Origin of the sequence: Corallococcus sp. AB018, from assembly GCF_003986945.1 — a bacterium.
Taxonomy (GTDB): Bacteria; Myxococcota; Myxococcia; order Myxococcales; family Myxococcaceae; genus Corallococcus; species Corallococcus exiguus.
The window spans coordinates 26,863-46,210 of sequence record NZ_RAWR01000052.1 but is presented as its reverse complement, the minus strand read 5'-3'; the positions used below and the strand labels follow the sequence as shown (position 1 = coordinate 46,210).

Here is a 19,348-nt window from a genome sequence, read left to right as displayed (position 1 = left end):
CCCCGCGCCACCCTGCCCCAGCCCAGGTCCGCCTCCAGTCCCGGAGGCGCCTCGGCGGCCCGCAGCAGCACCAGCGAGCCTCCATAGGACCCGGGCACGAAGGCCCGAGCGGCCCGCCGGTTTCGCGCGAACACGCGCCACAGCCCGCGCAGCTCCTCGCACGCCTCCTCCTCGAGGCCCGGGATGACGGGGGCCGGCCCCTCCAGTAGGGAGCGCAGCTCCACCGCGTCCACCTGCTGGAGCACTTCGGCCGCGCGCGGGTGCACGCCCGACAGCTTCGACAGGTGGTCCGCGAACTCGAGCACGCCCTGCCACTCCTCCTCGGCCGGGCCCTCGTCCTGGCTGCTCGCGTCGATGACGACCAGCATCCCCACCTGCTCGCCCAGGACCTCCAGCTGCCGCGCCATCTCGTACGCGACGCGTCCGCCCAGCGACCAGCCACCCAGCAGGTACGGCCCTTCCGGCTGCACCTCGCGCACGGACTCCAGGTAGCGGGTGGCCATCTCCTCCACCGTCTCGCCGCCTCCGCTCGCCGGCACCTGCAACCCGTAGACGGGCTGCTCCGGCGGCAGGCGCCGCGCCAGCTCCAGATAGCCGAGCACGCTGCCACCCACCGGGTGCACGCAGAAGAAGGGACGGGCCTCGCCGCCCTTGCGCAGCGTCACCAGCGGCGAGTCCGACGACGTGCCCGCCTCGATGCGCGCCGCCAGTCCTTCCAGCGTCGGTGCCTCGAAGAGGTCGATGACCGCGAGCTGGACTTCGAACAGCGCCCGCACGCGCGCCACCACCTGCGTGGCCAGCAGGGAGTGGCCTCCCAGGTCGAAGAAGTCATCGTGCACGCCCACGCGCGGCACGTTGAGCAGCTCCCGCCAGAGCACCGCCAGCCGTTCCTCCGTCTGCGTGCGCGGGGCGGTGTAGGACGTCTCCGTCCGCACGCGCGACGGCGCAGGGAGCGCCTTGCGGTCCACCTTGCCGTTGGACGTCAGCGGCAGCGCTTCCAGCACCACGAAGGCCGACGGCACCATGTAGTCCGGCAGCCGGGCCGCCAGGTGGTCGCGCAGCCCCGCTTCCTCCAGGGTGACGCCCGGCTTCGCCACCGCGTACGCCACCAGCTGCTTTCCGCCGGCCTCGTCGCGCGCCACCACCACGCACTCGCCCACGCCGGCTTGCTGCGCCAGCACCGCCTCCACCTCACCCAGCTCCACGCGGTAGCCGCGAATCTTGAGCTGGTGGTCCACGCGGCCGAGGAACTCGATGCGGCCATCCTCCAGCCACCGCACCCGGTCTCCGGTGCGGTACAGCCTGGCGCCGGCCACGCCGCTGAAGCCGTCCGGCAGGAAGCGCTCCGCCGTCAGGTCCGGCCGGCCCAGGTAGCCGCGGCCCACGCTCTCGCCGCCGACGAACAGCTCGCCCGGCACGCCCGGAGGCACCGGCTGGCCATACCCGTCCAGCACGTACACCCGCACGTTGCCAAGGGGCTTGCCCAGCGGCACCGTCTGCGCCCCGGGCACGCGCACGCCGCGCTCCACCTTCTGCGCGAGCACGCCCACCGTCGTCTCCGTGGGGCCGTAGTGGTTGAACACCTCGCACTCCGGCGCGAGCGCGTGCACCCGCTCCACCAGGGCCCACTCCGACTTGTCGCCGCCCAGCACCAGCCGCTTGCGAGGCAGCAGCGCCTGGGCGGCCTCGTCCGCCAGCAGCGCCTCCAGGTGCGTCGGGACGATCTTCAAGCCCTCCACCTGGTGCTCGCGCCCATACGCCGTCATCAGCGCCGAGTCGGAGACGGTCCGCCGGTCCACCAGGTGCACCGCCCCGCCCGCGCAGAGCGTGGGGAAGAGCGCGGTGTGCCCCAGGTCCGCCGCCAGCGTGGACACCGACGCGAAGCTCATCTCTCGCGGCAGGTCCAGCCTGCGGCTCACGCCCGCCACGTAGCAGGCGAGCTGGCCGTGTTCGATGCACACGCCCTTGGGCTGCCCCGTGCTTCCCGATGTGTAGATGACGTAGGCCACGTTGCCCGGCACCGCGCCGCTGTCCGGCGCCTCCTCCGGCTGGGACTCCAAGAGCCCGTCCCCGGCGTCCAGGCTGACCAGGAACTCACCCTGCGACGGCAGCTCGTTGGCCAGCGCCTCCTCGGTGACGATGACCTGCACCCGCGCGTCGTTGAGGACGTGCCGCACGCGCTCGCTCATGTGCGCGTGCGCCGGGTCCAGGGCCACGTAGGCGCCGCCGGCCTTGAGGATGCCCAGCATGCCCACCAGCGCGTGCGCCCGCCGCTCCACGAACAGGCCCACCCGCGTCTCCGGCCCCACGCCCAGCGCCTTCAGCCAGTGCGCCAGCTGGTTGGCCTTGAGCTCCAGCTCCGCGTAGGTGAGCCGCTCGTCGCCAGCCACCACCGCCACCGCGTCCGGCACCCGCGCCGCCTGCTCGGAGATGAGTTCGTGGATGCACCGCCGCTCGTACGGCGCCGCGGTGTCGTTCCAATCCACCAGCACGCGCTTGCGCTCCTCCTCGGACAGCAGGGGGAGCTGGGACAGCCGCAGGGCGCCGCCCTTCTGGGCCACCACGCCCTCCAGCAGCCGCTGGAAGCGCCGCGCCAGGAGCGCGATGGTCGGCTCGTCGAAGAGGTCCATGCTGTACATCCAGGTGATGACCAGCCCGTCGGGCCGGGGGTTCACCAGCACCGTCAGGTCCAGCTTCGCGGTGGCCGGGTCGCCACCCTCCGCGCTCACCTTGAGCCCGGGCAGCTCCAGCGCCGACACGGGCATGTTCTGGAGCACGAACTTCACCTGGAACAGCGGCGCGTGCGCCGTGGTGCGGTCCGGGTTGATGGCGCGCACCACCTCCTCGAAGGGAAGGTCCTGGTGCGCGTACGCGTCCATCGACACCTGCTTCGCCTGCGCCAGCAGTTCAGTGAAGGTCGGGTCCCCCTCCATCCGCAGGCGCAGCACGAGCTGGTTGATGAAGAAGCCGATGAGCGACTCCGTCTCCGCGTGGTTGCGGTTGGCCACGTCCGTGCCCACCACCAGGTCGGTCTGCCCGCTGTAGCGGTGCAGCAGGGACTGGAAGCCCGCCATCAGGACCATGAAGAGGGTGGCGCCCTCGCGCTGGCCCAGCGCCTCCAGGTTGCCGGCGAGGCGCGCGTCCATCATCGACACGTGCGTCCCGCCCCGGTAGCTGCGCACCGCGGGCCGCGGACGGTCCGCCGGAAGCTCCAGCGAGGAGGGCGCGCCCTCCAGCTGCTTCCGCCAGTAGCCGAGCTGCGTCTCCAGGGTTTCTTCCCGCAGCCACTGCCGCTGCCACGCCGCGTAGTCCGCGTACTGCAGCGTCAGCTCCGGCAGGGGCGAGGGCTGGCCGTCGCGGTAGGCCCCGTAGAGCGACACCACCTCGCGCACCAGCACGCCCATGGACCAGCCGTCCGAGACGATGTGGTGCATCGTCAGGAGCAGCAGGTGCGACTCCTCGCTCAGCCACAGCAGCGTGGCGCGTACCAGCGGGCCGCGCGCCAGGTCGAACGGCCGGCGCGCCTCCTCCTCCTGGAGCCGCTGCGCCTGCGCGTCGCGCTGCGCTTCCGGAAGCTCGCGCAGGTCCATCCGGGACAGCGGCGGCATCGCCTGGGGCCACACCACCTGGGCCGGACCGTCCTCGCCGTCGTGGAACGTGGTGCGCAGGGACTCATGGCGGCGCACCACCTCCTGGAAGGCGCGATCCAGCGCGTCGGCGTTCAGCGCGCCCTCGACCCGGACCGCGATGGGGATGTTGTAGAAGGGCATCCCCGGCTCCAGCTGATCCAGGAACCAGAGCCGCTGCTGCGCGAAGGACATGGGCATGCGCTCCCGCCGCGGCATGGGCCGCAGGGGGAAGGCGTCCGCCCCGCTCGCGTGTCCGGCGAGGGCGTCCACGCGCGCGGCCTGCTCGGCCAGGGTGCGGGCCTCGAAGACGACGCGCAGGGGCAGCTCCACCTGGAAGCCGTTGCGGATGCGCGACAGCAGCTGGGTGGCCACCAGCGAGTGGCCGCCCAGGTCGAAGAAGCTGTCGTGCACGCTGACGCGCTCCACGCCGAGCAGCTCGCTCCAGATGGCGGCGAGCCGCCGCTCCGTGTCGGTGGACGGACCGACGAAGTCCTCCTCGGCGCGCAGCGTCTCCGGCACCGGCAGCGCCTGCTTGTCCACCTTGCCGCTGGAGCTCAGCGGCAGCGTGGGCAGCGCGACGAACGCGGAGGGGACCATGTACTCGGGCAGCCGCGCCTGGAGGAAGCTCCGCAGCTCGGCCGCGGTGAGCGCGTCCTCCCCGACGTGGTAGGCCACCATCCGCATCAGGCCCGGCGAGTCCTCGCGCACCAGCACCACTGCTTCGCGCACCCCGGGGTGCTTGAGCAGCACGGCCTCCACTTCGCCCAGCTCCACGCGGTAGCCGCGCAGCTTCACCTGGTTGTCGAGCCGTCCCAGGAACTCGATGGAGCCCTCGGGCAGCCAGCGCACCAGGTCACCGGTGCGGTACAGCCGGGCGCCGGGGGCACCGCGGAACGGATCCGGCACGAAGCGGTCCGCCGTCAGCTCGGGACGGCCGAGGTAGCCGCGGCCCACGCCCGCGCCGCCGATGTACAGCTCGCCGGGCAGCCCCGTGGGGACGGGCTCCAGGTGCGCATCCAGCACGTACACCTGGGCGTTGGTGATGGGCTGGCCGATGGTGGGACGGGCCGCGTCCACGTCCGCGCTGAAGGTGGCGCAGATGGTGGTCTCCGTGGGGCCGTAGGCGTTGAGGAACCGCCGGCCGGGCTTCCAGCGCGCCACCACTTCCGGCGTGCAGGCCTCGCCCGCCGCGGCCACCACCTTCAGGGCCGGCAGCTCGTCGGGCGACAGCTGGGCCAGCACCGACGGGGTGAGCGTCACGGAGGTGATGGCCTGCTCGGCGAGCAGCGTCTTCAGGGACGTGCCGGGCATCAGGTCATCCCGGCGCGCCAGGGTCAGCCGGGCGCCGGACACCAGCGTCGGGAAGATTTCCCAGACGGACGCGTCGAAGCCGGAGGAGAAGAACTGCAGCACCCGCTTCCCGGGGCCCAGCTCCAGGGCCTCGATGCAGGCCAGGGTGGTGTTGGTCAGCCCGCGGTGCTCCAGCAGCACGCCCTTGGGGGTGCCCGTGGAGCCGGAGGTGAAGATGACATAGGCGAGATGGCTGTCCTTGGCGCCTCCCTCCAGGTCATGGTCCGGGTAGCGCTCCACGCGATCCCAATCCAGGTCCAGGCACAGGGTGTGGGCGGCACGGTGGCTGAGCTGATCCGCCAGCGACTCCTGCGTCAGCAGCAGCGGCGTGCGGGCCTCGTCGGCGATGAGCTCGAGCCGGTCCTCGGGCAGGGCGGGATCCAGCGGGACGTAGGCGGCGCCGGACTTGAGGATGCCGAGCACGCCCACCAGCAGCTCCAGCGAGCGGTCGACGTAGAGACCCACGAGGACGTCGGGCAGCACGCCGCGCGCGCGCAGGTAGCGTGCGAGCTGGTTCGCGCGACCGTTGAGCTCCGCGTAGGTGAGCTCCTGGCCGTCGAAGGTGACGGCGATGGCGTCCGGGGTGCGGCGCACCTGGGCCTCGAAGAGGCGGTGGACGGGCTCGGCCGCGACGGGACGGGCGGTGTCGTTCCACGCGCGCAGTAGCTGATGCCGCTCGGCCGGAGCGAGCATCGGCAGCGTGGCCAGGGGCCGCGTGGGCGACTCCACCAGCGCCTCCACGAGCGCCCGCAGGTGGCTGCTCATGCGGGCGATGGTGGCCGGTTCGAACAGGTCGGTGGCGTACGAGATGGCGCCGGAGAAGCCGTCGGGCGAGTCGACGAGCGACAGCGTCAGGTCGAACTGGGTGGTGGAGTCCTCCAGCGCCAGCGGCCGCAGGGTGAGGCCCGGCAGGACGTGGGCCAGGGACTCCTCGGGGTTGAGGACGAACCACGCCTGGAACAGCGGATTGCGGCTGAGGTCGCGCTCGGGACGCAGCTCGTCCACGAGCCGCTCGAAGGGCACGTCCTGGTGGGCGTGGGCGCCGAGCGTCACCTCGCGCACGCGGGCGAGCAGCTCCTGGAACGTGAGCGGGCCCGGCATGCGGGTGCGCAGCACCAGGGTGTTGATGAAGAAGCCGATGACGCCCTCCAGCTCGAGCTGGCCACGGCCGGCGCCGGGCGAGCCCACGCTGATGTCGTCCTGGCCCGAGTAGCGGTACAGCAGGGCCTGGAAGGCGGCGAGCATCACCATGAAGGGCGTGGCTCCCTCGCGCTGACCGAGTGCCTTGAGCCGTTCCACCAGCTCGCGCGGCAGCGACACCGGGTGGCTGGCGCCACGGGAGGACTGCGCGGCCGGGCGGGGCTTGTCCGTGGGCAGCTCCAGGGCGGGAGGAGCGCCGTCGAGCTGGGCCCTCCACCACGCGAGCTGCGACTCCAGGGCCTCGCCCTGGAGCCACGCGCGCTGCCACACCGCGTAGTCGGCGTACTGCATGGACAGCGGAGGCAGCGGGGCCTCGTGGCCCCGGCGATGGGCGTCGTACAGCGCGGTGAGGTCGCGGACGAGGACCTGCGTGGACCAGCCGTCGAAGACGATGTGGTGCACGGTGAGCACCAGCACGTGGGTGTGCTCACCCAGCCGCAGCAGGAGGGTGCGCAGCAGCGGGCTCCGGCCCAGGTCGAAGGGCCGCTGGGCCTCCCGCGTGGCCTGGCGCAGGGCCTCGGCCTCGCGCTCGGCGTCGGGGATGGGGCGCAGGTCGACGAGCTCCAGGACCGGCTCCACCTCCGAGGCGATGACCTGCCAGACCTGCCCGGCCTCTCCCCGGAAGGAGGTGCGCAGGGATTCGTGGCGCTGCTGCAGCGCGTGGAGCGCGTGCCGCAGGGCGGCCACGTCGAGCGCCCCTTCCAGTTGGAAGACGGCCGGGATGTTGTAGCGCGAGCCGCCCGGAGCGAGCTGCTCCAGGAACCACAGCCGCTGCTGGGCGAAGGACAGGGGCAGCGGGCCCGAGCGATCCGCGCGGACCAGCGGTGGCGCCTGCGTCGTCGGCGCCATCGCGCTGCGCTGGAGGAGCGAGGCCAGCTCCGCCACCGTGGGCGCATCGAAGAGGGCCTTGAGGGGCAACTCCACCTTCAGTGCCTCTCGGATGCGTGAGATGGCACGGGTGGCGAGGAGTGAGTGCCCGCCCAGCTCGAAGAAGCTGTCGTGCACGCCCACGCGCTCCGCGCCCAGCACCTGCGTCCACACGTCCGCCAGCGACTTCTCCGCGTCCGTGCGCGGCGCCACGTACTCGCGCGCCCGTTCCAGCAGCGCGCCGTCCGGCTCCGGCAGGGCCTTGCGATCCACCTTGCCGTTGGACGTCAGCGGCAGCGCCTCCAGCGTCACGAACGCCGACGGCACCATGTACTCGGGCAGTCGGGCACCGAGCGCCTGGCGCAGGGGGCTCACGTCGAGGGGCTCGGGGCCATGGCCGACGACGTAGGCGACGAGGCGCTTGTCGCCCGCGCCCTGGCCCTTGGCCACCACCACTGCTTCCTTCACCGCCGGGTGCGCTCGCAGCGCTCCTTCCACTTCACCCAGCTCGATGCGGAAGCCCCTCACCTTCACCTGCGTGTCCGCACGACCCAGGAACTCCAGCGTCCCGTCCGCGCGCCACCGCGCCAGGTCTCCCGTCCGGTACATCCGCTCTCCGGCCACGCCACCGTGCGCGTCCGGAATGAAGCGCTCCGCCGTCAGCTCCGCGCTTCCCAGGTAGCCTCGTGCCACGCCCTCTCCGGCTGCGTACAGCTCTCCGGCCACTCCCACCGGTACCGGATTCAGCGCCGCGTCCAGCACGTACACGCGCGTGTTGCCAATCGGATGGCCGATGGCCACCACCTCACCCACCTGGCTGCCTTCCGTCATCCGGTGGCAGCTGGTGAAGAGCGTGTTCTCCGTCGGGCCGTAGCACGCCGTCACCGGCACCTTCAGCTCCTCCACCACCCGACGCACGTGCGGCGCGGACACCACGTCTCCGCCCGTCAGCAACTGCTTGAGGCCGCGCAGCACCTCCACGTCCGCGTCCACCACCTGCGCAAAGAGGCCCGCCGTCAGGTGCAGTGTCGTGACGCCCTTCCCCTTCACCACCCGCTTCAACTCCTCCACGTCTCCCACCGGCCCCGGCGGGTACACCACCAGCCGCGCCCCATTCAGCAGGCTGCCCCATACCTCCAGCGTCGAAGCGTCAAACGACACCGGGGCAATCAGCAGCAGCGTCTCTTCAGGCCCCAGGTGCGCGTACTTCGTCCCCTTCACCGTGCGCAGCACGCCCCGCTGCTCCGTGCACACGCCCTTCGGCTTGCCCGTGCTGCCTGAGGTGAAGTCGATGTACGCCAGGTTGCGTCCACCCACTCCACTCCTCGGCGCGTGCTTCGGCTGCTGCGCCAGTTGCGCCTGCACTTCCTCCAGCAGCACGCACTCCACGCCCTGCACCGGCAGCTTCTCCGCCAGCGCTCGCCGCGTCACAACCACCCGCGGCTTCACCTCGCCCACCATCTGCTCCAGCCGCGCCTGGGGGTAGTCCGCTTCCAAAGGCACGTACGCGCCTCCGGACTTCGCGATGCCCACCAGCGCCACCACCAACTCCACCGAGCGCTCCAGGCACAGCCCCACCCGCTCCTCGGCTCCCACTCCCTTGCTTCTCAGCAAGTGCGCCAGCTGGTTGGCTCGCTCATCCAACTGCCGGTACGTCAGCTTCTCTTCTCCGCACTCCACCGCCACCGCGTCCGGCCGCTGCGCCACCTGACGCTCGAACTCCTCCGCGATGCTGCTTTCGCGCGCGTACTCCTGCTCCGTCGCGTTCCACCCCTTCAGCACCTGCTGACGCTCCGCATCCGTCAGCAGCGTCACCTCGGAGAGCTGCTTGCCGGCGCTCGCCACCAGCTCCAGCAGCGCCACCTTCCACTGCTTCAGCAGCGCATCCATCCCGCGCTGCTCGAAGCGCGGGGTCTCGTAGACCAGCTTCAGACGTAGCTGGGAGCCGGGCATCGCGGACAACGTGAGCGCGTAGTTCGTCCGCTCCTTCGAGCGGACATCCCGCACGTCCCAACGGCTCGCACGGCCCTTCAGCGACTCATCGACAGGGTAGTTCTCGAAGATCAACAAGCTGTCGAAGAGCTGCTGGCCGCGAGGCACGTTGCTCCAGCCCTGCACCTGCACCAGCGGGCTCTGCTCGAACTGCTGCTGCTCGGCCTGCTGCTTCTGGAGCCCCTTCAGCCACTCCGCCACTCCGCCGTCACCGGGCAACTGCACCCGGACCGGGAGGGTGTTGATGAAGAGGCCGACCATGCCTTCGACACCGTCGAGTTCGGCCGGGCGGCCCGCCACCGTGGCGCCGAAAACGACTTCGCCTTCGCCCGCGTGGCGTCCCAGCACCAGCGCCCATGCGCCCTGTGCCAGCGTGTTCACTGTCACCTGCTGCCGCTGCGCGAAGCCCTGCACCGCCGACGTCTCCTCCTCCGTCAGCTGCAGCGTCACCTCGTCCTGGTTGCTCGTGCCGCCCTTCGCCCCACGTGCTTCCAGCGGCAGCCGCGTCGGCGCGCTCACGCCCTTCAGCGCCTCACGCCAGTACGCCTCCGCCTTCTTCGTGTCCTGCTTCCCGAGCCACCCGAGGTACTCGCGGTACGCAGGGCGCGTCCTGCCCCGCACGTCGCCACCCGTGACGAGCGCCTCGTACGTCGTGAAGACTTCCTCCAGCACCAGACCGAGGCTCCACCCGTCCAGCAGCAGGTGGTGGTGGCTCCACACGCACCTCCAGCCGTCTTCGCCCAGCTTCATCACCGCCATGCGCATCAGCGGCGCCTGGCCCAGCTCGAAGCCCTGGCGGCTGTCCGCCTTCAGGTACTCGTCCAGCGCGTGCTGCTGCGCTTCGCGGCCCAGGCTGCTCCAGTCACGCTCTTCCCACGGCAACTGCACCGTGCGCTGCACCACCTGCAGCGGCTCCTCCAGACCCTCCCAGAGGAAGCGCGTGCGCAGGATGGACAGCCGCTCCACCACCGTCTGCCACGCCTGCTTCAGTGCCTCCACCTTCAGCCCGCCGCGCACCTCCCACGCGAGCTGCTCCACGTACACACCGCTGCCGCCTTCCAGCAACGAGTGGAAGAGCAGGCCCTGCTGCAACGGAGAGAGTGGATAGACGTCCTCCACGCCCTCGCCCCGGCCCAGCACCTTCTCCAACTGCTGGGGGCTCGCCTTCACCAGCGGGAAGTCCACCGCCGTCCACAGCCCTGCTTCGGGCTCCGTCCGCTGCCGCAGCAACTGACGCAACTCCTGGGCGTAGTGCCGCGCCAACTCCTCGACGCTCTCGCGGCGGTGCAGCTCCCGGCCGTAGTCGATGGCCACTTCCAACCGGCCGCCCACCACCAACCCGTTGACGCCCAGCACGTGCGCGCGCTTCTCACCCTTCGCCTGCGCCTCGCCCGACTTTTCCTTCGCCGGCGCGAAGTACTTCGACTGCGCCGCCGTCGCATCTACCTGTCCCAGGTAGTTGAAGACGACTTCCGCCTTCGGCAGTGCGCGCAGCTTCCGCCTCGACTCTTCCGCGCCCAGGTACTTCAGCAGCCCGAAGCCCAGGCCCTTGCCGGGCACCCGCCGCACCGACTCCTTCACCGCGCGCACCCATGCGCCCGCGCCCTCCGCCTTCGGCGCTTCCACCACCACCGGGTACACGCTGGTGAACCAGCCCACCGTGCGCGACACCTCCAGCCCCACTTCCTCCTCGCGCCCGTGGCCTTCCAGCTCCACCCGTACCCGCTCCAGCCCTCTCCACTTCTTCAGCGCCGCCGCCAGTCCCGCCAGCAGCACCTCGTCCACTCGCGCCCGGTACGCACCAGGCACCTCGCGCAGCAGCGCCGCCGTCTCCTCGCGGCTCAACTCCAGACGGACTTCTCCCTCCAAGCCCGTCTCATTGCGGCCACCTGCCTCGTCCACCGGCAGTGACGGCACCTCTGCGGCGCCCTGGGCTTCCCAGTACGCCACCTCCCCTTCCACCTGCCCCGCGTACTCCTTCAGCCTCTTGGCCCACTGCTGGTACGAGGCGCTCTTCGGCCCCAACTCCACCTGCTCGCACGCCCGCTCCACGTCCTCCACCATCACCCGCCACGACACCCCATCCACCACCAGGTGGTGCACCACCACCAGCAGCCGCCGGCCCTTCTCTCCCAGCTCGAAGAGCACCGCCTTCACCAGCGGGCCCTTCTCCAAGTCCAGGCTGCCCTGCACCTGCGTCGCCACCTGCTCCAGCTCCGTGGCCACGTCCTGCGCCCCGCGCAGGTCCACCTGCTCCAGCTTCAGCGCGCCCGCTTCTTCCACGCTCGCGTTGCGCTGCTTCCACTCGCCGTCCACTCGCTCGAAGCGCATCCGCAGCGCGTCGTGGTGCTTCACCACCGCGCCCAGCGCCTTCTCCAGCACCGCCGCGTCCAGCGCGCGCGAGACCTCCAGCAGCAGCGACTGGTTGCTGTGGCTCGGCTTCATCCAGGCCTCTTCCAGGAAGCTCTTCTGGATGGCGGTCAGCTCCACCGGGCCTTCGACAGGTCCCTGATCCGCCACCGCCTGCGCGGCCTTCACCACCTGCGCCAGCTCTTCCACCGTCTGCTTCTGGAAGAGCTGCTTCGGCGTCACCTCCAGGCCCGCCCTTCTCACGCGGGACACCACCTGCAGGCTCAGGATGGAGTCACCGCCCAGCTCGAAGAAGTTGTCCTGCACGCCCACGCGATTCAGGCCGAGCACCTGCGCCCAGACCTCCGCCAGCGTCTTCTCCATCTCCGTGCGCGGCGCCACGTACTGACGCGCCAGCTCCGGACGAATGCCTTCCGGCTCGGGCAGGGCCTTGCGGTCCACCTTGCCGTTCGACGTCAGCGGCAGCGTCTCCAGCGCCACGAACGCCGAGGGCACCATGTACTCGGGCAGCCGGGTCTTGAGCGCCTGACGCAGCTCGTTCGTGTCCACCGCCGCCGGGCCGTGGCCCACGACATAGGCGACGAGGCGCTTGTCACCCGCGCCCTGGCCCCTGGCCATCACCACCGCGTCCTTCACCGCCGGGTGCGCTCGCAGCGCCCCTTCCACTTCGCCCAGCTCGATGCGGAAGCCACGCACCTTCACCTGCGTGTCCGCGCGGCCCACGAACTCCAGGCTGCCGTCCTCGCGCCAGCGCGCGACGTCACCCGTGCGGTACAGCCGGGCACCCGGCTCGCCGCCGAACGCGTCCGGCACGAAGCGCTCCGCCGTCAGCTCCGGACGGCCGGGATAGCCCCGAGCCACACCGACGCCTCCCAGGTACAGCTCGCCCGCGACGCCCAGGGCGACCAGGCCGCCGCGCGCGTCGAGCACATAGGTCCGCACGTTGGCCAGCGGCCGGCCAATGGACGGCGTGCGGCCGTCGGCCACGCAATCCGTGAGCGTGGCCACCACGGTGGCTTCCGTGGGCCCGTACGAGTTGACGAAGCGCCGGCCGGGGGCCCAGCGCGTCACCACCTCGGCCGGGAGCGCTTCACCGCCCGAGATGACGGTGCGAAGCGCGGGCAGCCCCTCGGACGGCGTGACGGCGAGCGCCGCCGGCGTGAGGCTGAGCACCGTGATGTTCGCGTCCCGCAGCAACGAGGACAGCGTGTCGCCCGGCAACAGCCGCTCCGCGGGCGCCAGCACCAGCGTGGCCCCCGAGGTCAGCGTGGTGAAGATCTCCTCCACCGAGAGGTCGAAGCTCAGGTTGGCGAACTGCAGCACGCGGCTGCCCGGCCCGATGCCGTACGCCACCGCCTCGTGGGTCACGAGGTTGGCCACACTCCGGTGCTCGATGGCGGTGCCCTTGGGGGTCCCGGTGCTGCCGGAGGTGTAGATGATGTACGCGAGGTTGCCGGGGCCCGCACCGCGGGGGACGCGCTCCCCGCTCTCGCGCAGGAGCGCTTCACGCGCCTCGTCCAGGCAGAGCGTGCGAGCCGAGGTCTCCGGCAGGCGTTCCCGCAGTGAGCCCTGGGTGAGCAGAACCTCGGCGCCGCTATCGCTCAGCATGAAGGCGAGCCGCTCGCGAGGCAGCATCGGATCCAGGGGCAGGTAGGCCCCGCCCGCCTTGAGGACGCCGAGCAGCGCCACCGCCACATCCAGCGAGCGCTCCAGGCACAGTCCGACCCGGACCTCCGGGCCCACGCCCAGCCGGTGCAGCGCCCGCGCGAGTTGGTTGGCTCGCACGTCCAGCTCCCGGTAGGTCAGCCGCTGTCCCTCGAACTCCACCGCCACCGCGTCCGGCGCCCGGTCTACCTGCGCCTCGAACAGAGAGGCGACGGTGGTGGCTTCCGGGAAGGCCACGCGGGTGCCGCTCCACGTCTCCAGTACCTGCTGACGCTCCGCCTGCGTCAGCAGCGATACGTCCGCCAACCGCTTGCCGGCGCTGGCCACCAGCCCCAGCAGCGCCACCTTCCACTGCTTCAGCAGCGCGTCCATGCCGCGTGCCTCGAAGCGCGACACGTCATAGGCGAGCATCAGCCGCAGCTGCCTGTCAGGAATCACCGACAGCGTGAGCGCGTAGTTCGTCCGCTCCTTCACGCGGACGTCTCCGACCTCCCAGCGATTGGCACGGCCCTTCAACGACGAATCAATGGGGTAGTTCTCGAAGACGAGCAGGCTCTCGAACAGGGCCTGTCCGCGCGGCACCTCGCTCCAGCCCTGCACGCGCACCAGCGGGCTCTGCTCATACTGCCGCTGCTCCGCCTGCTGCTCCTGCTGGGCCTTGAGCCACGACTCCACCCACTCGCCGCCACCGAGCTTCACCCGGACCGGGAGGGTGTTGATGAAGAGGCCGACCATGCCTTCGACACCGTCGAGCTCGGCCGGGCGGCCCGCCACCGTGGCGCCGAAGACGACTTCGCCTTCGCCCGCATGCCGTCCCAGCACCAATGCCCAGGCGCCCTGCGCCAGCGTGTTCACCGTCAGCTGCTGCCGCTGCGCGAAGCCCTGCACCGCCGACGTCTCCTCCTCCGTCAGCTGCAGCACCAGCTCATCCTGGGCATGGGAGCCATCCTTCGCCCCACGCGCTTCCAGCGGCAGCCGCGTCGGCGCGCTCACGCCCTTCAGCGCCTCACGCCAGTACGCCTCCGCCTTCTTCGTGTCCTGCTTCGCAAGCCATGCGATGTACTCGCGATACGCCGCCCGCACCTGACCGCGGAGCTCGCCACCCGTGACGAGCGCCTCGTACGTCGTGAAGACCTCGTCCAGCACCAGACCGAGGCTCCACCCGTCCAGCAGCAGGTGGTGGTGGCTCCACACGCACCGCCACCCCTCCTCGCCCAGCTTCATCACCGCCATGCGCATCAGCGGCGCCTGGCCCAGCTCGAAGCCCTGGCGGGCGTCTTCCTTCAGGTACTCGTCCAGCGCGTGCTGCTGCGCCTCGCGACCCAGGCTGCTCCAGTCACGCTCTTCCCACGGCAACTGCACCGTGCGTTGCACCACCTGCAGCGGCTCCTCCAGCCCTTCCCAGAGGAAGCGCGTGCGCAGGATGGACAGCCGCTCCACCACCGTCTGCCACGCCTGCTTCAGCGCCTCCACCTTCAGCCCGCCGCGCACCTCCCACGCGAGCTGCTCCACGTACACACCGCTGCCGCCTTCCAGCAGCGAGTGGAAGAGCAAACCCTGCTGCAACGGAGAGAGCGGATAGACGTCCTCCACGCCCTCGCCCCGGCCCAGCACCTTCTCCAACTGCGGAGGGCTCGCCTTCACCAGCGGGAAGTCCACCGCCGTCCACACCCCGGCGTCCGGTTCCCGCAACTCGTTCAGCAGCTTCTTCAGCTGCCGCTCGTACTCCCGGGCCAGCTCCTCGACGCTCTCGCGGCGGTGCAGCTCCCGGCCGTATTCAATGGCCACTTCCAATCGGCCGCCCACCACCAACCCGTTGACGCCCAGCACGTGCGCGCGCTTCTCGCCCTTCGCGTGCGCCTCGCCCGCACGCTCCTTCGCTTGCGCGAAGTACTTCGACTGCGCGGCCGCCGCGTCCAACTGACCCAGGTAGTTGAAGACGACTTCCGCCTTCGGCAGTGCCGCCAGCGTCCGCCGCGACTCTTCCGCGCCCAGGTACTTCAGCAGCCCGAAGCCCAGGCCCTTGCCGGGCACCCGCCGCACCGACTCCTTCACCGCCCTCACCCACGCGCCCGCGCCTTCCGCCTTCGGCGCTTCCACCACCACCGGGTACACGCTGGTGAACCAACCCACCGTGCGCGACACCTCCAGCCCCACTTCCTCTTCGCGCCCGTGGCCTTCCAGCTCCACCCGTACCCGCTCCAACCCTCTCCACTTCTTCAGCGCCGCCGCCAGGCCCGCCAGCAGCACCTCATCCACTCGCGCCCGGTACGCCCCGGGTACCTCGCGCAGCAGCGCCGCCGTCTCCTCGCGGCTCAACTCCAGACGGACTTCTCCCTCCAAGCCCGTCTCATTCTTCCCGCCCGCTTCGTCCACCGGCAGCGACGGCACCTGCGCGGCGCCCTGGGATTCCCAGTACGCCACCTCCCCTTCCACCTGCCCCGCGTACTCCTTCAGCCTCCTCGCCCACTGCTGGTACGAGGCGCTCTTCGGACCCAGCTCCACCGCCTCGCCCCTCGCCACCTGCTCGCACGCCCGCTCCACGTCCTCCACCACCACCCGCCACGACACCCCATCCACCACCAGGTGGTGCACCACCACCAGCAGCCGCCGGCCCTTCTCTCCCAGCTCGAAGAGCACCGCCTTCACCAGCGGGCCCTTCTCCAGCTCCAGGCTGCCCTGCACCTGCGTCGCCACCTGCTCCAGTTGCGCGGCTATGTCCTGCGCCCCGCGCAGGTCCACCTGCTCCAGCTTCAGCGCGCCGGCTTCTTCCACGCTCGCGTTGTGCTGCTTCCACGCGCCGCCCACCCGCTCGAAGCGCATTCGCAGCGCGTCGTGGTGCTTCACCACCTCGTTCAGCGCCTTCTCCAGCACCGCGGCTTCGACTTCTCCCGCGACGTCCAGCAACAGCGACTGGTTGAAGTGGTGCGCCTGATTGCGCTCCTGCGCGAAGAAGGCCTGCTGCACGGGCGTCAGCTCCACCGCGCCTTCCACCGGCTTCTGCTCTCCGGCCTCCAGGGCGACCTTCGCGACCTGCGCCAGTTCCTCCACCGTCTGCTTCTGGAAGAGCTGCCTCGGAGAGATCTCCAGACCGGCCCTCCGAGCCCGAGCCACCACCTGCAGGCTCAGGATGGAGTCACCGCCCAGCTCGAAGAAGTTGTCCTGCACACCCACGCGATTCAGGCCAAGCACCTGCGCCCAGACCTCCGCCAGCGTCGTCTCCACCTCCGTGCGCGGCGCCACATACTGACGCGCGAGCTCCGGGCGGACGCTCTCCGGCTCGGGCAGGGCCTTGCGATCCACCTTGCCGTTCGACGTCAGCGGCAGCGTCTCCAGCGCCACGAACGCCGAGGGCACCATGTACTCGGGGAGCTTCGCCTTGACGTGCTCCCGCAGCCCGGAGACTCCAGGCCACCCTTCCGCCTTCGGCACCACGTAGGCGATGAGGCGCTTGTCGCCCGCGCCCTGGCCCTTGGCCACCACCACCGCTTCCTTCACCGCAGGGTGCGCTCGCAGCGCTCCTTCCACTTCGCCCAGCTCGATTCGGAAGCCTCTCACCTTCACCTGCGTGTCCGCTCGGCCCAGGAACTCCAGCGTCCCGTCCGCACGCCACCGCGCCAGGTCTCCCGTCCGGTACATCCGCTCTCCGGACAGGCCTCCGTGCACGTCCGGTACGAAGCGCTCCGCCGTCAGCTCCGCGCTTCCCAGGTAGCCTCGCGCCACGCCCTCGCCGGCCGCGTACAGCTCTCCGGCCACGCCCACCGGCACCGGGTTCAGCGCCGCGTCCAGCACGTACACGCGCGTGTTGCCAATCGGATGGCCGATGGCCACCACTTCGCCCACCTGGCTGCCTTCCGTCATCCGGTGGCAGCTGGTGAAGAGCGTGTTCTCCGTCGGGCCGTAGCACGCCGTCACCGGCACCTTCAGCTCCTCCACCACCCGACGCACATGCGGCGCCGACACCACGTCTCCGCCCGTCAGCAACTGCTTGAGGCCGCGCAGCACCTCCACGTCCGCGTCCACCACCTGCGCGAAGAGGCCCGCCGTCAGGTGCAGCGTCGTCACGCCCTTCCCCTTCACCACCCGCTTCAACTCTTCCACGTCTCCCACCGGCCCCGGCGGGTACACCACCAGCCGCGCCCCATTCAGCAGGCTGCCCCATACCTCCAGCGTCGAGGCGTCAAACGACACCGGGGCAATCAGCAGCAGCGTCTCTTCAGGCCCCAGCTGCGCGTACTTCGTCCCCTTCACCGTGCGCAGCACGCCCCGCTGCTCCGTGCACACGCCTTTGGGCTTGCCCGTGCTTCCCGACGTGAAGTCGATGTACGCCAGGTTGCGTCCACCCACTCCACTCTTCGGCGCGTGCTTCGGCTGCTGTGCCAGTTGCGTCTGCACTTCCTCCAGCAGCACGCACTCCACGCCCTGCACCGGCAGCTTCTCCGCCAGCGCTCGCCGCGTCACCACCACCCGCGGCTTCACCTCGCCCACCATCTGCTCCAGCCGCGCCTGGGGGTAGTCCGCTTCCAAAGGCACGTACGCGCCTCCGGACTTCGCGATGCCCACCAGCGCCACCACCAACTCCACCGAGCGCTCCAGGCACAGCCCCACCCGCTCCTCGGCTCCGACTCCCTTACTCCTCAGCAAGTGCGCCAGCTGGTTCGCCTTCTCATCCAGCTGCCCGTACGTCAGCTTCTCCTCCCCGCACTCCACCGCCACTGCGTCCGGCCGCTGCGCCACCTGACGCGAGAACTCCTCCGCGATGCTGCTTTCGCGCGCGTACTCCTGCTCCGTCGCGTTCCAGCCCTTCAGCACCTGCTGACGCTCCGCCTCCGTCAGCAGCGTCACCTCGGAGAGCGAACGCTCGGGGTGGGCCGCGGCGGACTCCAGCAGCACGCGCAGGTGCCCCAACATCCGCTGCGCCGTGGCCGCATCGAACAGGTCCGTGCTGTAGACCAGCACGGCGCGCAGTCCCTCGGGCTCTTCCTTGAAGAGCAGCTCGAGGTCGAACTTCGCGACCTGATCCGCCTGCGGCATCGGCGTCAGCGTGAGCCCCGGGAGCTCCAGCCGAGGAGGCTTCGCCTGCTCCAGGTTCATCATCACCTGGAAGAGCGGTGAGTAGCTCAGGTTGCGGGCGGGCTTCAGGTCCTCCACGAGCTTCTCGAAGGGCACGTCCTGGTGCGCGTACGCGCCCACGGTCGAGGCCTTCACGCGGCCCAGCAGCTCCTGGAAGCTCGCCTCGGGGGAGATCCGGGTGCGCACCACCAGCGTGTTGACGAAGAAGCCGATGAGCCCTTCCAGCTCGGACTGATGCCGGCCGGAGATGGGCGTTCCGACGCAGATGTCCTCCTGCCCCGAGTAGCGCGACAACAGGGTCTGCCACGCGGTCAGCAGCACCATGAAGGGCGACATCGCCTGCGCCTGCCCCAGCGCCTTCAACTGCTCGTACAGGGCGCGCGGCAGCAGGGACTCGCGGCTCGCGCCCCGGAAGCTCTGCACCGAGGGACGCGGCCTGTCCGTCGGCAGCTCCAGCACCGGAGTCACGTCGGCGAGCTGCTCGCGCCACCACTTGAGCTGATTCTCCAGCACCGGCCCCTGGAGCCACTCCCGCTGCCACAGCGCGTAGTCGGCGTACTGCACCGGCGCCTCGGGCAGCCGCGGGGCCTCAGCGCGTGACAAGGCCCCGTACAGCAGCCCCATCTCCCGCACCAACACGTCCATGGACCAGCCGTCCGAGACGATGTGGTGCATCGTCAGGAGCAGCACGTGCTCGTGCTTGCCCAGCCGCAGCAGCGTGGCCCGCAGCAGCGGACCGCGGGTGAGGTCGAAGGGCTTCTGCTGTTCCTCTCGCGTCAGCCGCAGCGCCTCCTGCTCGCGCGTGGACTCGGGCAGCGACGTCAGGTCATGCAGGGCCACCGGGCACGGGCGCGGCGGCGAGATGACCTGGACCGCATGGCCCTCCTCGTCGCGGAAGATGGTCCGCAGCGACTCGTGACGACGGAGCAGCTCCGCGAAGCACTGCTCCAGCGCGGCCACGTCGAGCGAGCCCTCGAGCTTCACGGCCGCCGGCATGTTGTACGTGGGCGTGCCCGGCTCCATCCGGTCCAGGAACCAGAGGCGCTGCTGGGCGAAGGACAGCGGCGCCGAGTCACCCGTGCGCGGGCGCGCGGTGATGGCCGGACGGGCCGACTGGGTGTCCTTCTTGCGGAGTTGACGGAGCAGCTGGGCCTGCTTCTCGGGCGAGAGGGCTGCGATACGCTTGTTGATGTCGCTCATGG

General features: G+C 70.7%; 1 protein-coding gene. It reads right to left on the bottom strand.

The window, feature by feature from the left end; all coding sequences use genetic code 11:
* Window positions 1-19,346 (bottom strand): non-ribosomal peptide synthetase (locus tag D7Y11_RS13465; protein ID WP_148139204.1); only part of this gene is annotated, 19,346 nt, incomplete at its 3' end.
* Window positions 19,347-19,348 lie beyond the last annotated feature (2 nt).